This is a genomic window from Lachnospira rogosae (ex Hitch et al. 2025) (assembly GCF_040096455.1).
GTDB classification, from domain to species: Bacteria; Bacillota; Clostridia; order Lachnospirales; family Lachnospiraceae; genus Lachnospira; species Lachnospira rogosae.
In genome coordinates this window covers 79,946-106,612 of sequence record NZ_JBBMER010000005.1, presented here as the reverse complement: position 1 = coordinate 106,612, position 26,667 = coordinate 79,946, and the positions used below count along the sequence as shown (strand labels likewise).

Genomic DNA, 26,667 nt, shown 5'->3' with positions numbered 1-26,667 from the left:
TAAAAAATAGTGTATAACTGCACAATAATGCACACAATCTAGGTAATATACTATTAACATATGATAAAAGTATGTTATACTTATAAGGCAGTACAATATATGTTTGTTACTGTGGAAAGATTAAATATCCGGTAATTGGAAGAAAGAGCAGATTATGAAAGAATTAAGCGAGAGAACGAAAGATTTTACAGATTCTGTTATAAGAAGAATGACAAGAATAGCCAATAAATATGGTGCAGTGAATTTATCACAGGGCTTTCCAGATTTTAACCCACCTAAGCAGATAACAGACAGACTGTCAGAGGTTGCAAGTGAAGGACCTCATCAGTATGCTTTGACTTGGGGAGCTAAGAATTTCAGAGATGCAATAGCTGCCAAATATGAACATTTTTCAGAAATTAAGGTTGACCCTGAATCAGAGATTGTAGTTACATGTGGAAGTACAGAGGCTATGATGGCGACAATGTTAAGCATTACCAATCCTAAGGATAAGGTAGTAATCTTCTCACCATTTTACGAGAATTATGGTGCAGATACTATTCTTTCAGGAGCAGAACCGATATATGTTCCACTTGTTCCACCAGATTTTACATTTAGCATTGAGCAGTTAGAAAATGCTTTTAAACAGGGAGCGAAAGCACTTATCCTGTGCAATCCGTCAAATCCTTGTGGAAAGGTATTTACATTCGAGGAATTAACTGCAATAGCAGATGTCGTAAAGAAATATGATGCCTATGTTGTGACAGATGAAGTGTATGAGCATATTGTGTACGCACCTAACAAACATATATATATGCAGGCACTTGACGGAATGAGAGAAAGAACTATCGTATGTAATTCATTGTCAAAGACATATTCTATTACAGGCTGGAGACTTGGATATGTAATTGCTAATCCTGAAATAATCGACAGGGTTAAGAAGGTACACGATTTTCTTACAGTAGGTGCGGCCGCACCACTTATGGAAGCCGCAACAGTTGGATTGAAATTCGATGACAAGTATTATGATGAACTTGCGGCACATTATGCACATATGAAAGAGGTATTTGTCGGCGGTTTAGAAAAGCTTGGTTTAAAATATACAGACCCACAGGGTGCTTATTATGTGCTTGTTGATGTGAGTGAATTTGGAGTAAAAGATGATGTGAAGTTCTGTGAATGGCTGGCACAGTATGTAGGGGTTGCGGCAGTACCGGGTTCAAGCTTCTTTAGGGAAGATGTACATAATCTTATAAGATTTCATTTTGCCAAGCAGGACGATACACTTAATGAAGCAATTAATCGTCTTGCTGGCTTAAGAAAGGCTGTAGCTGAAGCTGGAGATGTTGAGTGGAGATAATCAATCGTGAGGGATATCGTGAAAACGTCCATCTAGTTCTTCGGTTTTAACTATATTTATAAAGGCGTGAGGATCAGCACTTCGTATAAGCGGTATAAGCTGTCTTGTTGCCTCTGAATGAATTACAGAGTAAAGAAGTGTCTTTTCCCTGCCTTCATAACAGCCAACTCCCTTGAATAGAGTAGCATCGTGATGAGTAGTTTCTTTAATAATCTGGTATATTTCATCAGACTTGTCTGAGATAATAAAAAGAGTTTCCTTCTTGTAACGCTTATATAACCACTGGATAACCTGAGTACTACAGAACTGGTATATGATTGAGTAAAGAGCGATTGACCAGCCAAACATAGCACCGGCAATAGCAAGCATTACAACATTTCCAAGCAGAATATAGTTCCAGGCATCTATTCCTTTTTCGTGTGATAAGAATATGCTTATAAAATCTGTACCACCGGTTGTTGCACCAGCGTTAAGGCATAAGCTTATTGCAAATCCATTGATAATTCCACCAAACACGCTTATCAAAAGCACGTCATTAGTGAATACATAAGGTGGAAGAATATCCACAAATATACTTGATAAAAATATAACTATAATTGAGTAAATGGTAAATTTCTTTCCGATGTATTTGAATGCAATATAAGTAGGAAAAAGATTAAGTGCAATATTAAATATACTGAAAGGTATAGTTATATGTAAGAACTTAATGATTATTTCCTGTAAAAGCAGGGAAAGTCCTGAAAATCCTCCAGGGAAAAGTCCTGCGGTCTTAGCAAAACAGCGCAAATTCCACGCATATAATATTGATGCAAATGTAATAATAAAAAGCCTGAACACCTGATAGAACTTAGGGTGTTTAGCTTCGAATGACTGAAACATAGAACCTCCTTATAAATAATTAGTATTATGAAAAACAGGCTATATAATAGCACATTATAATTAAAGCTTCCATAGTAATTATTAATCTTTTAGCGCATTTTATTGAATTATATAAATAATAGAGTTATCATAATTATATTAATCAAAATAATTGTAATGGTTAAAATAATTTAATTGATTAATATAGTTAAAATAATTGTATTGATTAAAGTAATTATATTAATCAGATAGTAAGTAAAGATACAGACGAGGCAGGTAAAAGATATTGAAGATAAGAGATATTATAGACAGGGAACAGGAAACATTATCAATGGAGGTATTCCCACCAAAGAAAGACACGGATTTTGAGATGGTTAAGGAGGCAGCTTTACATATAGCCTCATTGAAACCAAGCTTTATGAGCGTTACATATGGAGCGGGAGGAAGCACTAAGGGCAATACAATTAAACTTGCAAGTGAAATCCAGAAGCAGTATCAGGTTCCAGCAATGGCACATCTTACTTGTGTATGTGCAACTAAAGAAAGCATTAATACAGCTTTAACAGAGATGAAGCAGGCTGGAATTGAAAATATTCTTGCACTCCGCGGAGATATTCCTAAAGATTATGACGGAGAAGTATTTACAGAATTTCAACACGCTTCACAGCTTGTAGAACTGATTAAAAAGACAGGTGATTTCTGTGTTGGTGGTGCGTGTTATCCAGAAGTACATCCAGATTCCAAGAATAAGTTTGATGATATTAATGGTCTTAAGAAAAAGGTTAAGGCAGGCTGTGAATTTCTTACAACACAGATGTTCTTTGATAATAACATTTTCTTTAACTTTATGTACAGGGTAAGGGAAGCTGGCATACATATTCCAATAATACCGGGAATTATGCCTATTACCAAGAGAGCACAGGTTAAGAATGCTGTTAAATTATCAGGCTGCAATGTGCCGGAAAGATTTAAGAATATTATTGATAAATATGGTGATACAGAAAATGCTATGAAACAGGCGGGGGTTATATATGCCTCAGACCAGATTATAGACCTGCTGGCTAATGGTGTTAAGAATATTCATATATATTCAATGAATAAGCCTGAGATTGCAAAAGGAATTCAGGATAATCTTAAAGGAATAATTCTGTAATATGAATTCACAAGTTGTTGAAAAAGTATCATTAGTCAGGGAAGATGAGAATATAAGTTATATTACGCCGACAAGAAATCCGTTGTCGTGTACAGTTGTAATTGTAGAAACCGGACATAATATATGGCTTTATGATACAGGAAGCCATTCTGATATACCGGCAATGATTAATTCTTATAATCAGGCTGGAAAAAATATTAATATAGTTCTGTCACATTTTCACCCAGACCATATAAAAAATGTGTCTGATATACATTTTATGAATATGTATCAGGGAAAGAATACATTAAGATATACAGGAACGGGTGAGATTGTTACAGATGATTTGTATATAGATGATGATATAATGCTTCGTATATTTCCAATAGCTTCAAGCCACGCAAAGGGGTGTCTTGCGTTGGAGGTTAAAGACATATGTTATGTTGGTGATGCACTTTATCCGGCAACAGGTCCGCAATTCAGAAGATACAACGCAGGACTTCTGCTTGAACAGTTAAGGAAGATAGAAAGCTGTAATGCTAAGTATATTTCACTCAGTCATAGAACACATTTTAAATATTCCAAAAGAGCGGTTGTAAGATGGTTGAAAGCAATATATAAGCTTCGGGGAGCGAATGAGGCCTATATATATCTGTAAAAAATTGTCAGATAATGTTTACAAATAGATAATATAATTGTACAATATTATACATAACGAGCATATATATGCAAAAGGATATGTGCAAATTGTATATATAGTAGAATATTCGTGAACAGAATGGAGGATTATTATGGGACGTTTAGACGGTAAAGTTGCAGTTATTACAGGTGGTAACTCTGGTGTTGGAGCAGCTACAGCGAAGTTATTTGCAAAAGAGGGAGCTACAGTTGTTATCACAGCAAGAAGAGAGGCGGCATTAAAGGAAGTTGCTGATGAGATTACAGCGGCAGGTGGTGAAGTATATGCTGTATCAACAGATATATCAAAGCCTGAAGACCCAGAGGCACTTATGCAGAAGGTAATGGATAAGTATGGAAAGATAGATATACTTGTTAATAATGCAGGTATTCTTGAGCAGGGACTTAAGCCAATCGACAGATTTCTTGATGAAGATATGGATAGAATTATTGAAACTAATGAAAAAGGAACTATGCGTTGTATGAAAGCTGCTTCTAAGAGAATGAAGAGCGGTGCATCAATTGTAAATGTAGCTTCTGTAGCAGGTGAGAAGGGCTGTGGAGGAGCTGCATATGTAGCTTCTAAGGCGGCAGTTATAGGACTTACCAAGCATACAGCATTAAGATTTCAGAAAGACGGAATTCGTTGTAATGCCATATGTCCAGGCAATATAATTACACCTATGACTATGGGAACAGACCCAGCGGCACTTGACCCGGATATGATAGGTGCTATGATGAACCATAGTGATATTAAAGCACCATCTTGTACAGCAGAGGATGTTGCTAATGTTATTATATTCTTTGCAAGCGATGAAGCCAAAGCAATAACAGGCCAGATTATAGTAACAGATTATGGTGCAATGCTTTAATTATTAAGAACAGGATTTTTAAGCCTGATAAGAGAAATTAATTAAAATAATATTTTATATGCATAATAAGAGATATTGATTAGCGTATCAATATCTCTTTTTTAATGAAATATTATAAAATATCCCAACTGGATAATTTGGTTTTGACATATTATCCGTCATAATTTATGCTATAATGTGCGTAAGCAATGAGCCGTGCAGGATAAAAGAATAAAAAAAGAACTGTGCTTGCACAAAGTACTTTTTTATTCTTTTATCCTATAGGGCGAACGCCCGACAGTGTAAGAAAGCATAGATTTCTTACACTTGCACGGTGGAGTATATAATTTATAATATTATATGCTTAAAAAATAAGAAATTAAGAAATATTAGAAACAGGAGTCTCACAGAATGAGTAAAATAAAATTAGGCTGTCACGTTGGAATGGCAGGAAAAGAAATGTTCTTAGCATCAGCTAAGGAAGCCGCTTCATATGGAGCTAATGTATTTATGTTATACACAGGTGCACCACAGAACACCAGACGTAAAGATATATCAGAGCTTAACATAGAAGCTGGCTGGGAATACGCAAGACAGCACGGAATTGAGGAAATCGTGGTACACGCTCCTTATATAATTAACCTTGCGAATACTGTTAAGCCAGAGACATATGAGCTCGCAGTTGAATTCCTTGAAAAAGAGATAATCCGTACAGCGGCAATGAGAAGCCGCATTATGGTGCTTCATCCGGGAAGTCACGTTAATGCAGGGGTGGAAGCAGGAATTGCACAGGTTATAAAAGGTCTTAATACGGTGCTTAACCAGAATGATGACGATGTTTATATTGCCCTTGAAACAATGGCAGGAAAAGGCAGCGAAGTTGGGCGTACATTTGAAGAACTAAAAGCAATATATGATGGTGTTGATAAGAAAGACAGATTAAGAGTATGCTTTGATACTTGTCACGTTAATGATGCAGGATATGATATTGTCAATCATTATGATGAAGTATTTGAAGAATTTGATAAGGTAATCGGTCTTGACCAGATAGCGGTATTTCATATTAATGACAGTATGAATCCATTGGGAGCACACAAGGACAGACATGCCAATATTGATAAAGGAAGTATCGGGTATGAAACACTTCACAGACTTGTACACGATGAAAGATTTATTGATGTGCCAAAGATATTAGAGACACCTTGGCTTGCCGAGGAAGGTTCAGACAAGAAGACAAAGCCACCATATAAAGAAGAAATAGAGTGGCTTCTTAAATAGTACCGCTTATAATAATTGTAGGGATAATGCAGAAAATAGTATTTGAAATAATAATATAGAAATGAGGCACAGTATGTTTATACAGGATGATAATACATATAATAACCTGAGAGAAAAGTCATTCTTGCAGTGGCTTGATGATTGCAGTAAGCACGAGGATATAGCTGTAAGAGGCGGCGTTAAGCTTGCTTATGAGTATGTAGAGATGCTTAACAATGAGATTAAAAGGCTCAAGGAACAGAATGAGTTAAAGAATGAATATTTAAAGAAAATATCAGGAAAGAAATAAAGAATTATGATAGCAATTGTAACAATTGATGATAATAACGGAATGATGTTTAATAAACGCAGACAGAGCAAGGATATCAGGCTTATTGAGAGGATTCTTGATATTGCAGGAACTAATAGAATATGGGTGTCTGAGTACAGCAGTCAGTTATTTGATACTTCTAAAGATAATATTATCGTGGATAATTCATATACAGAGGCACAGGCGCAAGATTACTGTTTTGTGGAAAATGTTGATATAAATGAGTTACAGGATAACATAAGTAAGATTTATGTGTATAAGTGGAATAGAAAATATCCGTCAGACGTTACATTTCCGGCAGCAATGCTTGATAATTACCAATTGGAAAATGTATCGGAATTTGAGGGTAATTCCCACGATAAAATAACAGAAGAAATATATATAAGGAGTAAGGTGTAATTATTGTGAAGTTATGTTAAATAGAATATTGTCAAGTAAAGAAAAAATTAATACGTCAAATAAGCGTCTATGTAAGGTACTGTCTGCATTAATTCTTGTCTTATCATTAGTATTAAGCTTAGCAGGCTGTTCAGGTGCTGATATTGCAGACAGCATTAACCCGTCACAGAATGAGAGTACAACTGTACAGACTGATAAGGCAGGTGGCAGTAATTCCTCCAATAAGAATAATTCCGCAGATAAGAATGATACATTAGCGGCGGGAACGGATAGTGCGGACTGGCGTGCTACATTACCAGAATACAGTGACAGTCCATATGTTATAGTTAATAATAATGAACCATTTTTTACAGAAAATGATATGACAGCGGACTCTTTTGAGTATTATGGTGAGTTAGACGAGCTTGGAAGATGTACAGTAGCTTATGCAAGCATAGGAAAAGACTTAATGCCAACAGAGAAACGTGGCTCAATAGGTTCTGTAAAACCTACAGGCTGGCATACAGTAAAATATGATATAGTAGACGGAAAATATCTTTATAACAGATGTCATCTTATAGGTTACCAGCTTACAGCAGAGAATGCCAACAAGAATAATCTTATAACAGGAACGAGATATCTTAATGTTGATGGTATGCTTTTATTTGAAAATATGGTAGCAGACTATATTAAAGAAACTAATAATCACGTTCTGTACAGGGTTACACCGATATTTACAGGAGATAACCTGCTTGCAGATGGAGTACTTATGGAGGCTGAGTCTGTTGAGGATAATGGAGAGGGAATTTCATATAATGTATTCTGCTATAATGTCCAGCCTGGTGTAAAGATTGATTACGTTACAGGTGACAGTTCACTTGAATAAATTAGTATAAGAAATCAGTGGTAAGAAAAATCAGTGGTAAGAGAAATCTTATCACTGATTTTTTTGTAAATATTTTCCTGTGTGACTTTCGTGTGACCAGAATGGGTAATAATACCGCAGTAAAGTAAATAAAGAAAGGAAGCACTGTATGAAAGGTAAGCAAAAGATACTGTTGTTAGTGTGTTCTGTTATTGCAGTTGTGTCAGTCAGTTGTATGGCTGCATACGCTTTGTTAAAGACGGTAACAGAAACTAAGACCAATGTATTTGCGTCGGATAAATCCATAAGTATTGACCTGACAGAACCGCAATGGGAGAGATATGGAAAAGAAGCAGCTAAGGTATATGTGCCGGGGCAGACAATTGATAAAGACCCAACCGTAAGCCTTAATGATGAAAGTATCAGTGCATATGTGGCATTAAAGGTTCAGTTCTTTGATGAGAAGAATAACGAACTCACATTCAGGGAATTTGCTGACAGATATCTTTATGGAGGTTCAGAGCTTGCTAATGCAGGAATTGACTGGTCTAAAGATTGGACATTTATTGGAAATGCCAATTCAGATTTAGAAAATGATGAATATGCAAGCCGGCTTATGTATATGTATAATAAGCCGCTTGATAAAGATAATGCCAACACAGATATTAAAGAAAATATTTCAAAGCCTTTATTTACTAAAGTGCATTTAAGCAATGAAATTACTGCAGATAACACAACTAAGAGATTACCTGAGTTCAATATCAAGGTTACGGCATATGCAGTTCAGGCAGAGGGCGTATCAGTAGAGGAAGCGAAGAATTCGTTATTGGAAATGAGTATTGTTAGGGAGGATTAATTATTATGACAACTTGTAAGAAGATTACATTAACAGCAGCAGCTATGGTACTTTCAGCAGGTCTTGCAGTAGGAGGTACATTAGCATATCTTAATGCAGTAACAGAAACTAAGACCAATACATTTACTTCAAGCCGTAATATTACAACAACACTTACAGAAACAGAATGGACCAGTGATTCAGGAAAGAATTATCTTCCAGGAGATGTAATAAAGAAAAATCCTGTTATGAATAACGAATCAGATCAGCCTGTCTATATGGCAGTTAAGGTTGATTATTTAGATGATAAGGGCAATCTTATGAGTGCAGAAGAATTTAAAAAATATGCCTCAATTACAGATTACGACAATGATAACTGGAAAATGGCGACAGTCAATTCAGACGGAAGTGAAGTGTGGATATATATGACAGCCGTTGAAGCAGGAGAGTCAACAGAAGCATTATTTAACAATGTTACAGTTAATGCTGGAATAACAGAAGAATGGTCAAGTGCAGCTAAGACAACAACTATCTATAAGTGTGATGCAGACGGCAATAAGTTATCAATAATTGATACAACTAAGGAACAGTACGACCCAACTGTTATATACAAGGATGCAGATGGTAACATTGTAAGTGCAGGTACACTTCCTACATTCAATATCAAGGTTACAGGTTTTGCAGTTCAGGCATCAACATTTGCTGATTACAACGAGGCACAGCCAGAACTTATCAAGCTTGTAAACAGCAAGACATCTGCTGATGCACAGTTCTAATAAAATGTATTATATTGAATAAATCGGACAGTGCTTTTTGCGTTATATTATTGAAATTGTATTATATCATTGGAATTGAACAATAACAGTATAATATTTATTTATTCAGGAAAGAGGTTATATGGTTAATAAGAAGAAATTAACTGCCGGTGTAGCAGCTTTGATACTTTGTATTACAGGGGTGACTTACGGAACACTTGCATATTTTACAGATAAGGATACAAGAGCAAATGTAATAACTATAGGACACGTTACAGGAACTTTGACAGAAACAGATGAGCATATGCGAGATGATAATACGACAGGTAAAGATTATACGAATGTAAAGCCGGGTGATGTGCTTGATAAAGATCCGACAGTGACACTTGATAAAGAGTCAGAAGATGCTTATGTAAGAGTGAGCATTAATTATGAGGGACTTACTAAGGAGCAGGCATTAGCTATTGAGAATAATCTTGATATTAGTGCTGGCTGGACTAAGTCAGAGGATGGTTATTATTACTATAATGAGATACTTTCTAATAAAACAGGAGCAATCAATTCATCAAAAGTATTCTCTAAAGTTACTATTCCAACAGAATGGGGCAATGAGATTGCAGGAATAACATTTAATATTAACGTTAAGGCAGAATTTATCCAGTCTGATAATTTTACACCTGTAACTGATGAAGCTGGTAATATTACAGGATGGGGCAATGTGGCTATTGAAAAAAGCTTAAAGTAATTCAAGCGTTATTAATATGCAGCAAAAGTTGTCATATATATTACACTAGCCCAATATAATAATAAATGTAATGATGTCAGGGGCAGATTAATAATTTGCCCCTTAATTAAATGAAATGAGAGGAAGTATATGAAAAGATTCATATTAGTTGGTACGGCAATACTTGTTATTGCTGGTTTATACACGGGAAAGACAATGGCAAAAAATCGTGTGTCAGCATACGTTGATAAGACAGTTACGACATCTTCGTTAGACTTAAGCTTGTGTGTAAGTGGTGCGGGAATTGATGATAAGGGCAATATGCAGACTAACGGAATTAACACAATAGATGACACTATTGAACAGAGAGTATCTGTGCTTAATAGTGGAGAGAAGGCACAATATGTCCGTGTAAAGATTAGCAAGGATAACTGGGTTAATATCAATATGATTAATAAAGATGATTGGATAGTACCCGATAATCATACAGATAGTGAAAATGTATATGTATATTATAATAAGGTATTAAATCCAGGTGAGAGAACACCAGAGCTTATGGATTCAATAATACTCTTTGATTCGAAATCTGAGAACACTAATAAATACAGCGGAAAGACTATTAATATTAATTGGGATGCAGAAGCAGTCCAGACAGTTGCGGCCGGTGATGCTATGCTGACAGAATGGGGAGTTGAAGCTGAATTAGGTGATGATGGCAGCCTTAAAGCTGTATCTGACAGGTAGGAGGAGATATGCTTTTAAAGAAATTAGTGGCGGTAGTATCTGCCGTAGTTGTTATTGCAGTGCCATATGTTAAAGTCTTGGCAGATGATACGGTTATAACACTTGATGAAACAGCTAAGAAATTCGTAGTGATTGATAAAAATCTTGAGTACAGGGATATGCTTCCAGGAGAGGAGAGAAGTTCAGTTATTAAGATATCCAACAGTTCAGCAGAGAATATGGAATTCTATATTAATGGAAAAGTTCTTGATAACCTTGCAGATAAAGGAACTGGAGATCAGACGGCAGTATATGGAATTAAGATTTATAAAAACACAGATACAGAGCCTTTTTATAATGAACTTATAGGTAACAGCAGTAAGACACAGTCTGACAAGTCGTTTTTTGATGAAGATGTCAGGATTGCACAATTAAGTAAGGGTGAGAGCTGTGATATAAAGCTTGTATTGTATATAGATGGTCGTTCTATGGACAATTCTTATATGAATAAGCAGGGACAGTTGGAGATTACGGTTAATGCAGAACAGCCAGATTTGCAGGATACAGTAAGCAATAATGTGATTACAGCGGTAAAGACAGGTGATAGTAATAATATATTATTATATATAATTGTGGCACTTGCAGGCATAGCAGGAATAGCTGGTGTTGTTGTAATGAGGCAGAGGAACAGGCAGTAATAATGTATAAATCAGAAACTGATACGCAGGAGTTGAAAGTTACGTTTTTAGATGATTTTAAAATCACTTATAAAGATAAAGAGCTTTCACAAAAGAGTATCAATTCTGATAAGGTGACAAGACTTCTGGCATATCTTATATGTCATAAGGAAAATGTTGTGAGTGTCGGGGAGTTATCTGATGTCCTTTGGACAGAGGGTGAATGTGACGACCCTGTCAATGCACTTAAAAATCTTGTATACAGGGCAAGAAGCGTATTAAAAAGCCAGCTTGGAATCAACCCTATAAAGACATTAATGGGAAGCTACTGCTGGAATGATAATGTTAATACAGTTATAGATACTGAGCAGTTCGAGAAGCTGTGCAACAGGGCAGAATGTGAGCCGGATATTAAAGAGCGTATATCATACAGTGCTTATGCAATAGACATTTATAAAAAGAAATTCTTTAATAAATATTCATATGAATACTGGGTTGTCACATTCAGCGTGTATTATCATTCAAGGTATCTAGAGGTTGTTAAAAATGTATTGCAGGATTTATATGGTGAGGGTGATTATGACAGGATTGAACAAATCGGACATAGAGCCATAATGATAGATGGATTAGATGAAGATATACAATTCTATTATATTAAGTCACTGATTGCTAAGAATAAAATAGCAGAAGCGGCTGGGCATTATGAGAAGGTGAAGGAGTTGTTAAAAGAACAGCTTAATGTAAGCCCTGGAAGAAAGTTAATGGAACTATATAACCAGCTTCTTATAATGACGCATTCAGCCAGATCGGATATAAGGACTGTAAGAAGAGAGCTTTATGCAGGCAGGACAGCTATAAAGGGGGCTTTATTCTGCGATTATAATAGTTTTAAGAAAAGCTTTGAATTGGAACTTAGAAGAAGACAGAGAAGTAATTGTTTTTTTACAATTGTGCTTGTCACTGTAAATGGCAGGAACAGCGCACATATAAAGAATACATTGCTGGCTTCATTAAGGGAAGGAGATCTGATTTCACAGTACAATAAATGGCAGTATGTGATTATGCTTACGCAGTGTGATTATAACAATGCGTTAGTTGTTGTCAGAAGGATTAAAGGAAATCTTAGAGTAAAAAAGCTTGATGAGAGTATAGAGTACGCAATAGAAAGAATACAGTAGTAATGGAAAGGTGAAAGGAGCTGACATGGGAATTAACTGGAAGCACAGGAAGGTTATTGTTTCTATTGTGATGTGTGTGTTATTGTGTGTGACAGCTATAACAGCAATGATGTATACAGCATTTGGAGCAGGCAGCAGTAATATAAAAAATGTTAATGCAATACAGGTGTATTCTAATGATAAGGCAGGAAGTGCAGATACATCAGAAGGTACAGACACTACAGGAAATATGGATAAGGCAGGTAGTACAGATACTACGGGAAATGCGGATACACCAGGTGTTAGTAAATTGGCGGCATCAGATAACGTGCTTGAGGGATATTGCACATTTTATGATTATGTAGTTGCACCATATAAAGGAAATGTGTATGGCTGGGGTTATAAGGAATATCCAAAGAGAAGTATTAATACTTCATCTAATTACGCTGACAATGGAAAGCCAAAGCTGACTGTTGGAACCATAGACCAGAACTTCAGGGCTAACCAGCACAATTGTTACGTTAATGGACTTAATGTCAACACCTGTATATATTACAATGGTGGAATTAAGACAACAGGCTCATTCAGCGGAGTAAAAAAAGATTATATGAATGCTTCGCAGGGAATTATTTATGGGCTTGATAAGGAAAATTATAAAAATGTATTGTTCAATGTTGATGAGCCGGGATTATTTTCTGATGCTAAGAAGACAGGAAAGACAATATATAACAATTATAAATTGACATTTGATAAACAGGATAATGGTAATGACAGCAGCACTTACACATTAAAAAGCGTAACTTCGCCATCAGGCGATGTGACATTGGCGGGAGATAATTTCTTCCCATTAAATAATGCGGACTCCAATGTGTTAGACTGCGGTTATAATGCGGCTGATGGACAGAAGGGTACTAACTATTATTTTGGAATGAGATATGATATTTCATTCTCGCTTAATGGTTATACAGGCGACCTTTTATATAAGTTCACAGGTGATGATGATTTGTGGGTATTTGTCGATGGTGAGCTTGTTCTTGATCTTGGTGGAATACATCCTGAATGTGGCGGTGATGTAGACCTCTGGCAGACAGGGCCTATAGCGAGGGAATTACAGACTGTTGCAAGCAGGGATAAAGTAAATATGTCAACTAACCACACAATAACAGTTCTTTATATGGAGAGAGGTGGTAATGCCTCTAACTGTAATATGAAGTTTATTGTTCCTAATTCAGCAAGAATTGATATTGCGGATAGTGGCAATCTTAATTTTAAAAAGATTGATGATAGAGGTAATGGGCTTGCTAATGCAGTGTTTGGAATTACAAGTAAAGATAATAAGGAAAATGCTTTAACTAAAACAAGTGTATCTGATAAGAATGGTATAGTAAGCTTTGATAATCTTCCAGTTGGAAAATACATTTTAAAAGAAATAACAGCACCAGACGGCTACACAGGTTCAGGTGAGGAATACAATGTCGAGGTTGTACTTGATGAGAATGACAGTTCAACAGCTATAGCCACACTCACTGACAACAGTGGAAATGTAATTGCTGTTACAAGAACTAAAGTACAGTATATAGACGGCAAGAAGAGTTATGCGGTTGAAAATGTATTTAACAGCAGTATTGTCAATACAAGAAATGTAAGCATAGAGGATTTTATCGTTGATAAGCAGGTAAGGGTAGAGGATTGGGATAACCGCACATATAAGATTAATCTTATGACAGGTATCAGCAATAATAATGGAAGCTATGCAGAAGGTGATGTGATTAATAATGTAATAATAAGAGATTACATTGATTCGAGATTTGACATTATAGCTGATAATAACGAGATAGTTACGGCTGATAAAGCGGCTGACCAGCCATACAGTGTGAATGGCGGTAATATAAAGTATGATAAGGAAAGAAATCTTCTGTATGTAGAATGGGATAACCAGTCAGTACAGTATTCTGATAGTAAGCTGTATACCTGGGAGAAAAGCATATTCGTAAAGGCAAAGGACAATTATATAGGTGGTAATAATGTCACGACTAATGCTTCGGCTTCTGGTGTAATTATCAATGGAGGTATTAAGGAATTCGATACACCGACGGTTAATGTAAAAGTCAACGGAACTCTTAAGTGCAGGGAAAATGTAATATTTTACGGAGAAAATATTACCTCAGCAGATTATGAAATGTCCGAAATGTTCAAACTTAACGGCAATATCCGTGAAGACGGAAATGCATTAACAGAGCAGGATTATTATACGGAGTGGTATGAGGATAATAATGGAACATTAGGAAGTGTTATAACTAAGGCAGATGTTATTAACAGAATTAATAGTAATGCCAGCACAGGAAGTGACAGCGTATATTATGTGAAAGGATTTTATAATGTAACACCTGTAAGTAATAGCGATGAGTGTACTATTAATACAGATGGACATATAGCAAGCAGCATAATATACAACAATGACGAGCCAGGTGATCATTATGGCAGTGATTGTGCGTGCTATAGAATAAAGGTTGTTAAGGGGCAGCTTGATATAACTAAATATATTGATGAGCAGTATATTGATAACAAAGTTATAAGAGCTAACCAGACATTTATATTCAGAATAGAGCAGTATGGTGTTGTGAATGAAGATAATACAGAGAACAAGGGTGCATTAGAGGCGGTATTCTATGCCACAGCTTCATTTGATGCCAATGGTGATGTATTGTCAGCGACAAGTACAGTGACTGGTTTAAAGAAAGGCTTTTATAGTGTTATAGAGGAAGAAAGCTGGACACCGGAATATACCTTAATTAAAAAGAGTGATAACTATTCTGGCAATGACTCCTATAAGGAATGTGAGGATATATTTATAGGAAAGAGAATAGATGGCACAAAACCGGAATTCTTCGGGCTTGATAAACTGCATTATGGAAATACTGCTGATGGAGATAAGGCACAGGCAGATTTTAGCAATGTTATTAAGAAGAATTATAACTGGTTAAGAGATGCAGCATCAGCAGTTAATAAGTTTATAAGATAATGCACGAGAGGGGAATATGAAAAAGTTTATAAAAATTGTCACGGATATTCTGTTGGTGATTGTGTTGGTTATGGCGGCAGTTCTATATATTCCAAGGCTTATGGGACTTAAGACTTATAAGGTGCTGTCGGGAAGCATGGAGCCTGAATATCACGTTGGAAGTGTTGTATATGTGGAAAAATCATTAATTGATGATATTGAGGTTGGTGATGTTATTACATTTTATATTAATGATAATACAGTCGTCACACACAGGGTTGTTGATAAAGATGATGACACTGAGAGCTTTCGAACCAAAGGAGATGCGAATGAGATAGAAGATGGCGGAAGTGTAGCTTATGATAAGGTTGTGGGGAAAGTGGTGCTAAACGTGCCATATCTTGGATACATTTTAAGATAGAGAGAGCCTTATAGGTATTAAGCTTCTCAATAGTTATACTGTATATTATGAATGGTTTACAGGTTATAAAATTTATAAAGTTCATAAGAGGTAATAATTAGAAAAAATAACTGGAAGGAAGTCAGAAGTATATGGGAAAGTTAAAAAAGACTGCACTGGTGGCTGGAATAACTGTATTACTTATGAGTGCTGCTGCCGGGACTGCTTATGCACTGCTTAATGCAAGGACAGTGACAGTGGCTAACCAGTTCGCAGGTGCGGTGGTTAATATAGGTGTAGTTGAGCAATTCACCGATGATAATACAATAATATATGAAGATATGGGTGAACAGCTTACGGATAATATTAATGACGTTTATGATAGAATCAAAGACGACAATACTACGAGAACCAAAGAAATAGCTGTAAAGAATATTAATTCAGAGGAGTATCCTACAACTGATACTTATGTGAGAGTAAGGTTAGTACCTATGATTATATACGATGACAGCAAGGAAAATATTAAGGCGGGAATTGCAGGAAATATAGCCGCTGTTGATATGAGGGGCAAGGTCAGTTATTCTTATGCCAATGAGTTAAAGAGTAAAGATGATGTCAATAAAGATATTCAGGATAATGAAGATTTAACCGGAAGCTGGTTCTATATGGATAATTCTTCATCTGATGATAATGAGAGATATTATTATTATAGTGTGCCGGTTGCACCGGGGGATATGACCTCACGTTTGATTAATAATGTCACATATGCAGGTGATATTCCAGAAAATGCACATTTTGAATTAAAGGTACTTGCAGAGGGGGTGTCTTCTAAGCAGGAAGACAGCAGGGCAGACTGGGGCTTATAGTTATGCAGTTTAATGCTGTTATTATTGATTATATTATAGCAATGTAATATTATTCTATATTTGAAATATAAATATATAGTAAATACTACAGGGACTAAGGTACAGATATAGTACTTTAGTCCCTAATTATTCATACTTTTCTCATAAACTTCTATTGCCTTGTATAAAGGTATATTGTATAATGCAGTTTATGTTTGGAACTTATAATATTTAATTGAGAGCTAATAAAGATTAAGAAGGTAGTATAATGGTTAATAAAGATCTTAAGAAAAACAGTAAGATAAGAACAGTAAATATGATGATACAGAGTGCATTGATTATTATACTTATTGTATTGGTTGCTAATATGATGGTAGAGATTAAAAATCTTCAGGGAACTGCAAGAGTAATTAATTATGCAGGACTTGTGAGAGGTGCAACACAGAGGGTAGTTAAGCTTGAAGTTATCGGTAATTCCGATGATGAGCTAATAGAATATCTTGATGATGTCCTTGCAGATTTGAAGTATGAAGATGGTGAGTATAATCTTGTAAGCTTACGCGATACAGACTACCAGAAGAAGCTTGATATACAGATTGATTACTGGGGTAAGCTTAAGAATGAGATTAATAATGTAAGGGAAAACGGAGTTGATAATTCAGATATTGTTGATATGAGTGAGATGTATTTTTCGCTTGCAGACCAGACAGTATCTGCGGCAGAAAGATATTCAGAGGGCATAGCCGACAATATCCATTTTATAGAGACAATTACAGTTATTGATATGGCAGGGCTGCTTTTACTTATAATTATTCAGATGATACAGGCAATTATAATTGTAAGAAAGAATAAAGTGCTTGAACAGAAAGCATATCTGGATGCTCATACAGGACTTCCTAATAAGAGCAGATGTGAAGAGGTATTCCACGATTTAAGATTTCTTGACAGGAATGTTGCTTGTATAATGTTTGACCTTAATAATCTGAAGATTGCAAATGACACATTAGGACATTCTGTTGGTGACCAGTTGATTGTTAATTTTGCCAATATATTAAGAAATGTCATACCGTCAAAGGAATTTGTTGGAAGATATGGCGGAGATGAGTTTGTTGCAGTTATCAGGGATATGCCTAAGGAAGATGTTATTGGCTTGCTTGAAAAGTTAAAGGAAGAGGTTGACGATTTTAACGACCACGGAAAGAATATTAAGATAAGTTATGCGTATGGCTGGGCATTTTCTGATGATTATACAGAATGTACGCTTAGAACATTGTTTGACAGGGCGGATAAGCATATGTACGAGAATAAACGCCTTGTAAAATTAGCACAACAATAAAATATTAATTTATACAAAATTAATAAAAATGTAATAAAATATTATAAATAATAGAAATATGTCGAATAATGTGATAATATATACAAGTATTATACAATTTTATATTATATTGAATGGGAGATGGATGTAATATGGGTGCTGAGATGAGAAAAGCAAGGAGAACAGATATAGATGTAACGGTATCACTTAATCAGCTAGGGGTAAATGCCGCAGATCGTATTCAAAATAAAGCTGATGTTCACGTTGTAGACATATCTAAAGGTGGGATAGCATTTAAGTCTGGCTATGATTTTAAAGTTAATTCTTTTTATGACACGGTTATAACTCTTGCTAATGGCGAAAAGCTTTACGTTGTAGTTGAAATTCTACACAGAGATTCTTGTGAGAATGACGAGTATATGTATGGCTGTAGATTTGTTGGAATAGGTGCAGAAGACCAGTTCAAGATTGAAGCCTACCAGATAGTAGATACAGGTAGTGCGATATAGATATTATTATGTAACTACATATAACTGGACATAATTTTATATTTATAGTAGTGACATATAATTATCTATGACAAATTAATATTTAACATATAAATCCCCATTGAAATGTTTGCTTTCAATGGGGATTTATATGTGTTTATTTTAAATATTATTTAATAAAGCTTATTAGTTATCTGAATTAAGGTATGTGTCAACATCGAAGGTTTCACCAGCGATAACCTTATTCATAAGCTTGGTTGCTGTGCTTATATCTTCTTCGTATGGAAGTACGATAGAAGCACCATATACATTAGATACCTCAAGATGACGATATTCATCAGTCTTACCAGATATACTGTATGTCTGTATATTCCAAGGTGTGCTGTTGCTTAACTGTAACTTTACAAGGTCAGATATTGCACTTGAAGGTATATTTGTTAAGAACATATCACTAACTGTATCCATAACTGCTGAGTAGCGTGTAAGTATTGCAGGTGATGTGGCCTTTTGAATAATACCTTTAATAACGGCTGTCTGATTACGTCCACGCTGGAAATCACCAGCTGCAAAGGCTTTACGTTCTCTTGCGAAAGCAATAGCCTTTTCTCCATCACATTCATTAGCACCCTGAACAAAATGGTAAGAAACAGGAGCAGCTTCCCATCCATTGGTAAATTCTATCTCTGATTCAATTGTAATACCACCGAGGGCATCAATAACTGCCTGTGAACCAGCAAAATTAATCTTTACATAATAGTCAATATTAATTCCGTACAGATTTTCAAGGGCTTCGATAGATTTATCGACACCATAAGAACCTGCATGTGCAAGCTTGTCATAACCGGTTACACCTGATGAATTACTGATTTTAATATAGGAATCACGAGGTGTAGTAACAAGTAATACCTGCTTGGTTTCTGGATTGATAACTGCAAGAATATTAACATCACTTAATGCCTTGCTTGCAAGCTTGGTATCTTCGCCATCATCACTTGATATACCTGAAACATATATAATGAAAGGATCACGTTTTACATTTACATTAGAGGCATCAAGTTCAACCTTTTCTTTGTATTCGTAAGTCTTAATTATCTTTATGCTATCCTCAAAATCAGGAAATTCCTGAGATATAATACTCATCATAGAGTGATTGATAACGATAGCCTGAACATTTTTATTATCATAAAGTGCATTAACAAGATTAGACCAGTTAGTATATTCAGTTGGCTTGATTGTCTTGCCGGTTTCTGAACTAATGCTTTCAATGGAGGTATTGATATTGGCATTGCTTGCAGTTGAATTAATGGCAAATTTGTAATTAGCTGCATCATTTAAGTTCTGTGCCTTGTCATTTGAAAGCACGCACACATCAACAATGTCTATCTCAACATTGGCAGCACCAAGTTTGTCAAGTACGGAGTCAAATTTGGCGGCAAACAGATATGTGAATAATATAAGGCAGGACAGCATAACCGATATAAGCTTTCCTAGTATGTGTGATTTCGTGAATTGTGATGTAAAATCATACAGTACTAATAATATAAGTATGATATTAATCATAAATAAATATTTAAACGGAAGAATATCAAGTTTAAACATTTTTAGTAAAAATAACACTGTCAGGACAAGCTGTATAAGAACCAGCACAGAGCCAATAGCGAAAGCCCATGCACGGCGTTTCTTTTTACGTTCGATTTTTGAGAGTGATACCTTAGGTTTGAAAAGGTACTGCATATCATTCTTTACAGAAAATGTATTTTTAGCCATAACTTTTTTCCTCATAGATTTATAATATAGTTTAAATACAAACATAAGACAGTTTAGCACAATATGCTGTAAAAATAAAGAAAAATATGGCAGGTGGAAAATACCTTTTGACCCTGATACTGCATATATGGTATTATATAAAATAATGAAACAAAATGCGTACGGCGCACAGGCAAGGAGAATGATATGGATTTAAGAAACGAAGAGAATATTACAGTGTTTGAACACCCTCTTATTCAGCACAAGATTTCATTACTTCGCGATAAGAAGACAGGAACTAATGAATTCAGAAAGCTTGTAGAAGAGATAGCAATGCTTGAAGGGTTTGAGGCTATGGGTGACCTTGAACTTGAAGATATTGAAGTTGAGACACCAATTGAAACTTGTATGACACCAATGATAGCAGGAAGAAAGCTTGCTATTGTACCAATATTAAGAGCTGGTCTTGGTATGGTATCTGGTATACTTGCACTTGTTCCAACAGCTAAGGTTGGTCATATTGGTATGTACAGAGATGAGGAAACACACGAGCCACACGAATATTACTGCAAGCTTCCAGATCCAATTGAGGAAAGGCTTATTGTAGTTACAGATCCAATGCTTGCAACAGGTGGTTCTGCTGTTGATGCAATCGACCAGATTAAAAAGCATGGTGGTAAGAAGATTAAATTTATGTGTATCATAGCTGCTCCAGAAGGTTTAGAGAAGCTTCACAAGGCACATCCGGATGTACAGATATATGTAGGACATCTGGACAGACAGCTTAATGAGCAGGCTTATATCTGCCCAGGTCTTGGAGATGCTGGCGATAGAATATTTGGTACTAAATAATAATATTCAATATAAAACAGCTTGTCATAATGTATCTTAACCTGATTAAGATACATTATGGCGGGCTGTTTTTAATTCTTGTAGTATTAATGGCACAGAAAAAGCAAATGTATATTTATGGTTCATTGCTTTCCTGTGCCAATTATTATATAGATATTTATTTATTGTCTGTATTGCTTACATATACTCCACGGCTCTGGTCACCTTCTGGATTAACACCAAAGTTGTAGTCATTGCCAGGAAGAATTGCATTAAGGATAATACCAGCAATAGCGGCGATAGCGAGTGCTGTAAGTGTGATATGTGTTTCTCCGATAGTGAATGTAAGACCATCAGAAAATCCAAGTCCACATACGAATATAACACCTGCGATTATAAGATTACGTGACTTAGTAAGGTCAACTCTGTTTTCAACAACATTTCTTACACCGATAGCAGATATCATACCATATAGCATAAATGATACACCGCCGATGATAGCAGTTGGCATTGTTGATATAATAGCTGAGAACTTAGGGATGAATGAAAGTATAACAGCTAATACAGCAGCAATTCTTATAACTGCTGGGTCATAAACCTTTGAAAGTTCAAGTACACCAGTATTTTCTCCATAAGTTGTGTTAGCAGGACCGCCAAGAAAACCTGCAAATGCTGTGGCAAGACCATCACCCATAAGTGTGCGGTGAAGACCTGGCTCTGCGATGAAGTTCTCATCAACAGTTGCAGATATAGCTGACATATCACCAACGTGTTCCATCATAGTAGCAATTGCGATAGGAGCCATAACAAGTATAGCAGTTATATCGAATTTACATATCTGGAACTTAGGTATTCCAACCCAGCTTGCAGATGATACTGAAGCAAAGTTAAGTATTGCAGAACCATCAGGGTTAGTAACACCAAAGGCATTAAGTATTAATGCGAATACATAGGAAATAACTACACCCATAAGAATAGGTATAATCTTAAACATTCCTTTGCCCCATATATTAAATATAACGATTACAGCTAATGCAACAAAGGCTAAAAGCCAGTTAGTAGAAGCATTGTTAATAGCTGATGAAGCAAGTGATAAACCTATACATATAATGATAGGACCTGTAACAACAGGTGGAAGAAATCTCATAACTCTGTTGACACCAACAATCTTAAAGATGAGGGCAACAATAAGATAGAATAAACCTGCGATAACTATTCCACCGCATGCATAAGCGGCTTTATCGTTGGCACTCATATCTGCATATATTCCTGTATTTAAGTTGGCAACTGTGTAGAAACCTCCTAAGAATGCAAATGATGAGCCTAAAAATGCGGGTACTTTAAATTTGGAACATATATGGAATATAAGTGTACCAATACCAGCACAGAATAAAGTTACAGAAACTGTAAGACCTCTTGTTAAAGGTTCATTGCACGCACTCTGGAAGTATCCTGCTACAAGTATTGGAACAAGTATAGTTGCCCCAAACATTGCGAACATATGCTGTATACCAAGTATAAGCATTTTAGGAATACCGAGCTGGCGGGCATCACGAACAGCTTCCTGATTTTGAGTCTTTTCGTTCATTTGAGTCTCCTTTTTATTAAATTTTTTCTATGATACCATAACAATTTATCCTTGAAAAGAAAATATTAAAAATAATTATGGATAATATTTATGACTAATATCTGAATGTATGTTAATATTAAGTATATTTATTTTTTAGTATTTTAATATAATATTAATATGTATTTAATATAGTGGTGCGAGATATAAATAAAATAATTAAGATATGAATAATATAATCAAATATAATAAGATGACAGGATAAAGGAAGAAGTAAGATGAATAAGCAGAATATATATGAAAATGTGCGTTATTATATAGGAAAGATTACCGTGATACTTATGATGGTGTTATTCCCATTTGTTATGACAGATAAGCTTAATAATGTTACGAAGACAAGATATGTATTCTTTGTTATTATTGCACTTGTTGGCTGGATTGCAATGCTTATTAATGAGGTTGTATTCAGAATAATTATGTCTGGTGATTATCCGGGGGCAAAGAAGTCCTTAGATATAAAGAAAAACTTCAATATAAAGATAATTTACAATATAAAGAATAGTAAGCATATTATATATTCGGTATTATTGATAGCCAGTTCGATAATATCTTATCTTGTATCTCCGTATAAGAATATAGCCTTATATGGTGCAGGTTCAAGATATATAGGTATGATATTTTTTATTGCAGTGGCATTGCTTTATTGGACAGTTTCGGAGTGTTATGAGTTTAAAGAGATAGATGTAATATTAATTCTGACGTCTTCGATTATGGTACATCTGGTTGCTGTGTTTAATTATATGAATATTGATATATTGCATTTGTTCAGTAATCTTACTATAAAAGAGCAGACAGTGTATATGTCAACGCTTGGAAATATTAATGTATATGGAATGTATACAGGACTTACATTGTCTATTGCAATTGCTGCATATTACAAGGCAGAAACAGCAGCTAAGGAGATATTCTATTATATTGCAGTAATATCTGGAATTATTGGAATTATAATATGCGACAGTGATATGGCACTTGTGGCTGTTGTAATTCCGCTGGTTATTCTGTTTCCATATTCAATTAAATCGGCGGTTTTAATTAAAAAATACATAGCGACTCTTACGGCAGTTCTGCTTGCAGGACGTGTTGCAGGGTGTATTAAGCTTATTATTCCGGATAAAGTAAGGAAGCTTAGTAATATAATGTCAGGGCTTATATCAACTAATAATATATTTAATATCATAATTGTAGTGTTATTGCTGTTATATGTATTGATAGTGCTTAGTGATAACAGATTGCAGAAGCTGCTTGACAATATTAAAATCCGCATAGTCCAGATAATATATTGTGTAATGGCAGGTGGATTTGGAGTATATGCCATAGTCCGTGTGATTAGTGATAATATTAATAAAATTGGAGCATTTTATATAACAGATAGCTGGGGTTCAGGACGAGGTTATATATGGAGTAATCTTATCAATGGCTATAAGAATTATCCATTTATATATAAAATATTCGGATTGGGCGAGGGAACGGTTAGAAAGAATCTGAGCTATTATTCAGACAGCCACTGGGATATTTTATATGGAAATGTAGTTGATAACGCACACAGCATATGGCTGCAAATGCTTGTTACGATGGGTTGTGTCGGCGTAATTATTTTATTAGTTATTTTCATTCATACATTGGTCAATTCAGCAAAGCATGGTGTGCCAGATATAATTGCAGGCTTTGGAATGGCGGCTTTAGTGTATGCTGTGCAGGGTGCAGGTAACATTTTGGAAGTGATAACATTTCCAATGTTTATATGTGCAATGGCAATAGTGAATTGTAATAAAAAGATTGTTAAATAATTGTAAAGTGATATAATAAATATAGTGTATTTGCGTGAAAATTATATACAATTGAATACATAAGAAAGGGGTTTTCAACTATGAAGAAACAAAGGAAAATATCAATCAAAGCCAGGCTTTTGGGAAGCATAATGCCAGTCGTTATTGCTATCGTAGCAGTACTTGTGCTTATTGCTTATCAGGCATCAGCGGGCATAATTGAAGATTATTCACAGAATTTGCTGGAGTCATCGGTAAGTAACCAGTCATCTAAGATAGAAGCCTGGTTAAGTGAGAACCTTGCTTCTTTCCAGATGGCAAAGACCACAATAGAAAATCTTCACCCAGATGATACACAGCTAAAGGCTATTCTTGATGGATATTATAACTATAATGATAATTATCCAGATGGTTTATATGTATCTGACTCTAATGGTAATCTTATAAAGGCGGATAAGTCAACTAAGAAGGAGAGCAATCCTGTACAGAGCATATGGTATAAGGAAGGTCTTACAAGGGTTAATATGGCTGTTGGTTCGGCATATAAGAACGCTGAGGGGGTTAATGTAATTAGTGCTTCAGGTATTCTTAATGACGGAACTGATAATATAAGGGTAATATCAGCAGATATGACACTTGACCGAATTACTATAATTGTCAATTCTTTCATTGATATGGATAATGCAGAGGCATTTCTTGTTGATAAGAATACAGGAGTTATACTTGCTGACAGAGAATCTTCATTAATATCACAGAAGCTTGGTGCTTCCGGACAGAGTGAATATTATCAGAAGGTAGCAGCCCAATTTAATTCTAATGATTATGATTTTACAACTATTGACGGTAACATGACGGTATTTAAAGAGGTCGATGGCACTGACTGGGTATTAGTATCATATATTCCTAAGAATATTGTACTTGCAGAGCTTATACGTTTAAGAACTATTATGATAATTGTAGGAATTATATGTATAATGGTTCTTTGTGTTCTTGTTGAAAGAATGACTAATGTGGTAGTTAAGCCAGTAAAGAATATGACTAAAGCTATCACACAGATGGCTTCTGGTGATTTTACTGTATCAGTTAATGTTAAGGGCAATGATGAGATTGCGGTTATGGGACAGAGCATACAGAAGTTTATTCAGGCTATGCGCCAGATGATAGCCCAGATTGGAGATGTATCAGTACGATTAAAGGAGCAGGCAGTCTCAAGCAAGAATGTATCAGGCGAGATGAATACTGCGGCAGATATACAGTCTAAGTCGATGCGTGAACTTAACGACACAGTTGACCAGTTATCAGTGTCAGTTAATGAGATAGCAGAAAATGTTACACAGCTTGCAGGTGTTGCCGCAGAAACTAAGAACGATGGCGACTCAGTTGATATTAAAATGCGTGAGACAGTTGAAGTGTCCGAAAAAGGACGAATGGATATGGAACACGTCAGCGAAGCACTTAACAATATTGAGTTATCAATAAGAAGTCTTGAGGAAGCTGTTAATAAAGTTGGCTTGGCTTCTAAGGAAATAGTCGATATTATTAAGCTTATAGGTGATATAGCTGATGAAACTAACCTCTTATCACTTAATGCATCTATTGAAGCAGCAAGAGCAGGAGAAGCAGGAAGAGGCTTTGCAGTTGTTGCTTCTGAGATAGGTTCACTTGCAAAGAACAGTACAGAGTCTGTAGGACACATTACACAGCTTATCACAGAGATTAACAAGCTTGTTGAAGATGCTGTAAGTCAGGCGGGGGACAGTGTTGGAGAGATTGGTGACAGTGCAGTATTAATTCATACAGCAGTAGATACATTTAATACAATATTCAATAATATTAAGGCAACCAATGAACTTATGGCAAATGTTGTTGAGAAGATTGGACGTGTTGATGAGGTTGCTACTAATGTTGCTGCTATATGTGAGGAACAGGCTGCAAGCTCAGATGAGATTATGGCAACATCTGAGTCAATGTTAGGACAGGCTAATAATATTTCTAAAAATAGTGGACAGGTGGAAATCTCAGCAGAAGAATTAGCAGCTTCGGCAGAACAGCTTTCTAATCAGGTACAGCAGTTTCATATATAGAGAA

The 26,667-nt window shown here is 35.5% G+C and carries 24 protein-coding genes and 1 pseudogene; 22 read left to right on the top strand and 3 right to left on the bottom strand.

From position 1 onward, the window contains the following. Nucleotides 1-154 precede the first annotated feature (154 nt). Nucleotides 155-1,339 (top strand): pyridoxal phosphate-dependent aminotransferase, encoded by a 1,185-nt coding sequence (locus tag WMO14_RS08240; RefSeq protein WP_349153632.1) that lies wholly within the window; start codon nt 155-157, stop codon nt 1,337-1,339. On the opposite strand, the gene WMO14_RS08235 is transcribed toward WMO14_RS08240, so the two are convergent. Further along, complete coding sequence (locus WMO14_RS08235) at nt 1,340-2,218, bottom strand: YitT family protein (RefSeq protein WP_022503018.1); 879 nt, start codon at nt 2,216-2,218, stop codon at nt 1,340-1,342. It lies immediately after the preceding gene. Between the two features lie 265 nt (nt 2,219-2,483). On the opposite strand from WMO14_RS08235, the gene metF reads away from it, so the two are divergent. The 18 genes and pseudogenes from metF to WMO14_RS08145 all read left to right on the top strand — a co-directional run bounded on the left by metF (nt 2,484) and on the right by WMO14_RS08145 (nt 18,630). Continuing rightward, nucleotides 2,484-3,350 carry a methylenetetrahydrofolate reductase [NAD(P)H] gene (gene metF, locus WMO14_RS08230; protein ID WP_349153631.1) on the top strand — a complete coding sequence of 289 codons (867 nt, stop codon included), beginning with the start codon at nt 2,484-2,486 and terminating at the stop codon, nt 3,348-3,350. Nucleotide 3,351: 1 nt separating this feature from the next. After that, entirely contained in the window at nt 3,352-3,987 is a 636-nt protein-coding gene (locus WMO14_RS08225; RefSeq protein ID WP_349153630.1) for an MBL fold metallo-hydrolase, read from the top strand. A 133-nt stretch (nt 3,988-4,120) separates the two neighbouring features. Beyond that, the gene (locus WMO14_RS08220) at nt 4,121-4,879 is read left to right on the top strand and encodes an SDR family NAD(P)-dependent oxidoreductase (RefSeq protein WP_022503015.1); all 759 of its coding nucleotides are present in this window, start codon (nt 4,121-4,123) and stop codon (nt 4,877-4,879) included. Nucleotides 4,880-5,269: 390 nt separating this feature from the next. Next, nucleotides 5,270-6,136: a deoxyribonuclease IV gene (locus WMO14_RS08215; protein ID WP_055306377.1), complete on the top strand. Its 867-nt coding sequence runs from the start codon at nt 5,270-5,272 to the stop codon at nt 6,134-6,136. Nucleotides 6,137-6,209: 73 nt separating this feature from the next. Further along, nucleotides 6,210-6,425: a hypothetical protein gene (locus WMO14_RS08210; RefSeq protein WP_022503013.1), complete on the top strand. Its 216-nt coding sequence runs from the start codon at nt 6,210-6,212 to the stop codon at nt 6,423-6,425. 6 nt (nt 6,426-6,431) lie between these two features. Next, on the top strand, nt 6,432-6,845 hold the full coding sequence (locus tag WMO14_RS08205) for a hypothetical protein (RefSeq protein WP_022503012.1): 414 nt from the start codon (nt 6,432-6,434) through the stop codon (nt 6,843-6,845). Nucleotides 6,846-6,858: 13 nt separating this feature from the next. After that, nucleotides 6,859-7,704: pseudogene (locus WMO14_RS08200) on the top strand (DNA/RNA non-specific endonuclease); the annotation flags it as partial. A gap of 154 nt (nt 7,705-7,858) precedes the next feature. Further along, nucleotides 7,859-8,545, top strand: coding sequence for a hypothetical protein (locus tag WMO14_RS08195; RefSeq protein ID WP_055306378.1), 687 nt, complete (start codon nt 7,859-7,861; stop codon nt 8,543-8,545). Between the two features lie 5 nt (nt 8,546-8,550). Next, nucleotides 8,551-9,300: a SipW-dependent-type signal peptide-containing protein gene (locus WMO14_RS08190; protein WP_090139597.1), complete on the top strand. Its 750-nt coding sequence runs from the start codon at nt 8,551-8,553 to the stop codon at nt 9,298-9,300. Nucleotides 9,301-9,421: 121 nt separating this feature from the next. Next, nucleotides 9,422-10,024, top strand: a complete 603-nt coding sequence (locus tag WMO14_RS08185) for a TasA family protein (protein ID WP_022503008.1) — start codon at nt 9,422-9,424, stop codon at nt 10,022-10,024. A 129-nt stretch (nt 10,025-10,153) separates the two neighbouring features. Beyond that, complete coding sequence (locus tag WMO14_RS08180) at nt 10,154-10,747, top strand: hypothetical protein (RefSeq protein WP_055306380.1); 594 nt, start codon at nt 10,154-10,156, stop codon at nt 10,745-10,747. 8 nt (nt 10,748-10,755) lie between these two features. Further along, a complete protein-coding gene (locus WMO14_RS08175) occupies nt 10,756-11,424 on the top strand; it encodes an LPXTG cell wall anchor domain-containing protein (RefSeq protein ID WP_349153629.1) in 669 nt (222 codons plus the stop codon). A gap of 2 nt (nt 11,425-11,426) precedes the next feature. Beyond that, nucleotides 11,427-12,581, top strand: a complete 1,155-nt coding sequence (locus tag WMO14_RS08170) for an AfsR/SARP family transcriptional regulator (protein ID WP_349153628.1) — start codon at nt 11,427-11,429, stop codon at nt 12,579-12,581. A gap of 25 nt (nt 12,582-12,606) precedes the next feature. Next, the gene (locus WMO14_RS08165) at nt 12,607-15,582 is read left to right on the top strand and encodes a SpaA isopeptide-forming pilin-related protein (RefSeq protein WP_055306383.1); all 2,976 of its coding nucleotides are present in this window, start codon (nt 12,607-12,609) and stop codon (nt 15,580-15,582) included. A 16-nt stretch (nt 15,583-15,598) separates the two neighbouring features. Then, nucleotides 15,599-15,982 (top strand): signal peptidase I, encoded by a 384-nt coding sequence (locus WMO14_RS08160; RefSeq protein WP_055175728.1) that lies wholly within the window; start codon nt 15,599-15,601, stop codon nt 15,980-15,982. A gap of 131 nt (nt 15,983-16,113) precedes the next feature. Next, nucleotides 16,114-16,827 carry a hypothetical protein gene (locus tag WMO14_RS08155; RefSeq protein ID WP_055175724.1) on the top strand — a complete coding sequence of 238 codons (714 nt, stop codon included), beginning with the start codon at nt 16,114-16,116 and terminating at the stop codon, nt 16,825-16,827. Between the two features lie 247 nt (nt 16,828-17,074). Next, nucleotides 17,075-18,142 carry a GGDEF domain-containing protein gene (locus tag WMO14_RS08150; RefSeq protein WP_349153627.1) on the top strand — a complete coding sequence of 356 codons (1,068 nt, stop codon included), beginning with the start codon at nt 17,075-17,077 and terminating at the stop codon, nt 18,140-18,142. 131 nt (nt 18,143-18,273) lie between these two features. Then, on the top strand, nt 18,274-18,630 hold the full coding sequence (locus WMO14_RS08145) for a PilZ domain-containing protein (protein WP_022503000.1): 357 nt from the start codon (nt 18,274-18,276) through the stop codon (nt 18,628-18,630). 165 nt (nt 18,631-18,795) lie between these two features. On the opposite strand, the gene WMO14_RS08140 is transcribed toward WMO14_RS08145, so the two are convergent. After that, entirely contained in the window at nt 18,796-20,376 is a 1,581-nt protein-coding gene (locus WMO14_RS08140) for an LCP family protein (RefSeq protein WP_022502999.1), read from the bottom strand. A 186-nt stretch (nt 20,377-20,562) separates the two neighbouring features. On the opposite strand from WMO14_RS08140, the gene upp reads away from it, so the two are divergent. Continuing rightward, nucleotides 20,563-21,207 (top strand): uracil phosphoribosyltransferase, encoded by a 645-nt coding sequence (gene upp / locus WMO14_RS08135; protein ID WP_022502998.1) that lies wholly within the window; start codon nt 20,563-20,565, stop codon nt 21,205-21,207. 157 nt (nt 21,208-21,364) lie between these two features. Here upp and WMO14_RS08130 read toward each other — a convergent pair whose 3' ends face one another. Further along, nucleotides 21,365-22,774: a uracil-xanthine permease family protein gene (locus WMO14_RS08130; RefSeq protein ID WP_022502997.1), complete on the bottom strand. Its 1,410-nt coding sequence runs from the start codon at nt 22,772-22,774 to the stop codon at nt 21,365-21,367. A gap of 257 nt (nt 22,775-23,031) precedes the next feature. Between WMO14_RS08130 and WMO14_RS08125 the strand changes: the two genes are divergently transcribed. Next, nucleotides 23,032-24,600 carry an O-antigen ligase family protein gene (locus WMO14_RS08125; protein ID WP_349153626.1) on the top strand — a complete coding sequence of 523 codons (1,569 nt, stop codon included), beginning with the start codon at nt 23,032-23,034 and terminating at the stop codon, nt 24,598-24,600. 80 nt (nt 24,601-24,680) lie between these two features. Further along, nucleotides 24,681-26,663 carry a methyl-accepting chemotaxis protein gene (locus WMO14_RS08120; protein ID WP_349153625.1) on the top strand — a complete coding sequence of 661 codons (1,983 nt, stop codon included), beginning with the start codon at nt 24,681-24,683 and terminating at the stop codon, nt 26,661-26,663. The last annotated feature ends 4 nt before the right edge of the window (nt 26,664-26,667 follow it).

Bases quoted from the DNA above. Each gene is read 5' to 3' on its own strand.
- WMO14_RS08165 (WP_055306383.1), top strand. From the start codon at position 12,607: ATGGGAATTAACTGGAAGCACAGGAAGGTTATTGTTTCTATTGTGATG.
- WMO14_RS08160 (WP_055175728.1), top strand. From the start codon at position 15,599: ATGAAAAAGTTTATAAAAATTGTCACGGATATTCTGTTGGTGATTGTG.
- WMO14_RS08235 (WP_022503018.1), bottom strand. From the start codon at position 2,218: ATGTTTCAGTCATTCGAAGCTAAACACCCTAAGTTCTATCAGGTGTTC.
- WMO14_RS08215 (WP_055306377.1), top strand. From the start codon at position 5,270: ATGAGTAAAATAAAATTAGGCTGTCACGTTGGAATGGCAGGAAAAGAA.
- WMO14_RS08175 (WP_349153629.1), top strand. From the start codon at position 10,756: ATGCTTTTAAAGAAATTAGTGGCGGTAGTATCTGCCGTAGTTGTTATT.
- WMO14_RS08180 (WP_055306380.1), top strand. From the start codon at position 10,154: ATGAAAAGATTCATATTAGTTGGTACGGCAATACTTGTTATTGCTGGT.
- WMO14_RS08150 (WP_349153627.1), top strand. From the start codon at position 17,075: ATGGTTAATAAAGATCTTAAGAAAAACAGTAAGATAAGAACAGTAAAT.
- WMO14_RS08125 (WP_349153626.1), top strand. From the start codon at position 23,032: ATGAATAAGCAGAATATATATGAAAATGTGCGTTATTATATAGGAAAG.
- WMO14_RS08240 (WP_349153632.1), top strand. From the start codon at position 155: ATGAAAGAATTAAGCGAGAGAACGAAAGATTTTACAGATTCTGTTATA.
- WMO14_RS08145 (WP_022503000.1), top strand. From the start codon at position 18,274: ATGGGTGCTGAGATGAGAAAAGCAAGGAGAACAGATATAGATGTAACG.
- WMO14_RS08130 (WP_022502997.1), bottom strand. From the start codon at position 22,774: ATGAACGAAAAGACTCAAAATCAGGAAGCTGTTCGTGATGCCCGCCAG.
- WMO14_RS08140 (WP_022502999.1), bottom strand. From the start codon at position 20,376: ATGGCTAAAAATACATTTTCTGTAAAGAATGATATGCAGTACCTTTTC.
- WMO14_RS08185 (WP_022503008.1), top strand. From the start codon at position 9,422: ATGGTTAATAAGAAGAAATTAACTGCCGGTGTAGCAGCTTTGATACTT.
- upp (WP_022502998.1), top strand. From the start codon at position 20,563: ATGGATTTAAGAAACGAAGAGAATATTACAGTGTTTGAACACCCTCTT.
- WMO14_RS08220 (WP_022503015.1), top strand. From the start codon at position 4,121: ATGGGACGTTTAGACGGTAAAGTTGCAGTTATTACAGGTGGTAACTCT.
- WMO14_RS08155 (WP_055175724.1), top strand. From the start codon at position 16,114: ATGGGAAAGTTAAAAAAGACTGCACTGGTGGCTGGAATAACTGTATTA.
- WMO14_RS08205 (WP_022503012.1), top strand. From the start codon at position 6,432: ATGATAGCAATTGTAACAATTGATGATAATAACGGAATGATGTTTAAT.
- WMO14_RS08190 (WP_090139597.1), top strand. From the start codon at position 8,551: ATGACAACTTGTAAGAAGATTACATTAACAGCAGCAGCTATGGTACTT.
- WMO14_RS08225 (WP_349153630.1), top strand. From the start codon at position 3,352: ATGAATTCACAAGTTGTTGAAAAAGTATCATTAGTCAGGGAAGATGAG.
- WMO14_RS08210 (WP_022503013.1), top strand. From the start codon at position 6,210: ATGTTTATACAGGATGATAATACATATAATAACCTGAGAGAAAAGTCA.
- WMO14_RS08195 (WP_055306378.1), top strand. From the start codon at position 7,859: ATGAAAGGTAAGCAAAAGATACTGTTGTTAGTGTGTTCTGTTATTGCA.
- WMO14_RS08170 (WP_349153628.1), top strand. From the start codon at position 11,427: ATGTATAAATCAGAAACTGATACGCAGGAGTTGAAAGTTACGTTTTTA.
- WMO14_RS08120 (WP_349153625.1), top strand. From the start codon at position 24,681: ATGAAGAAACAAAGGAAAATATCAATCAAAGCCAGGCTTTTGGGAAGC.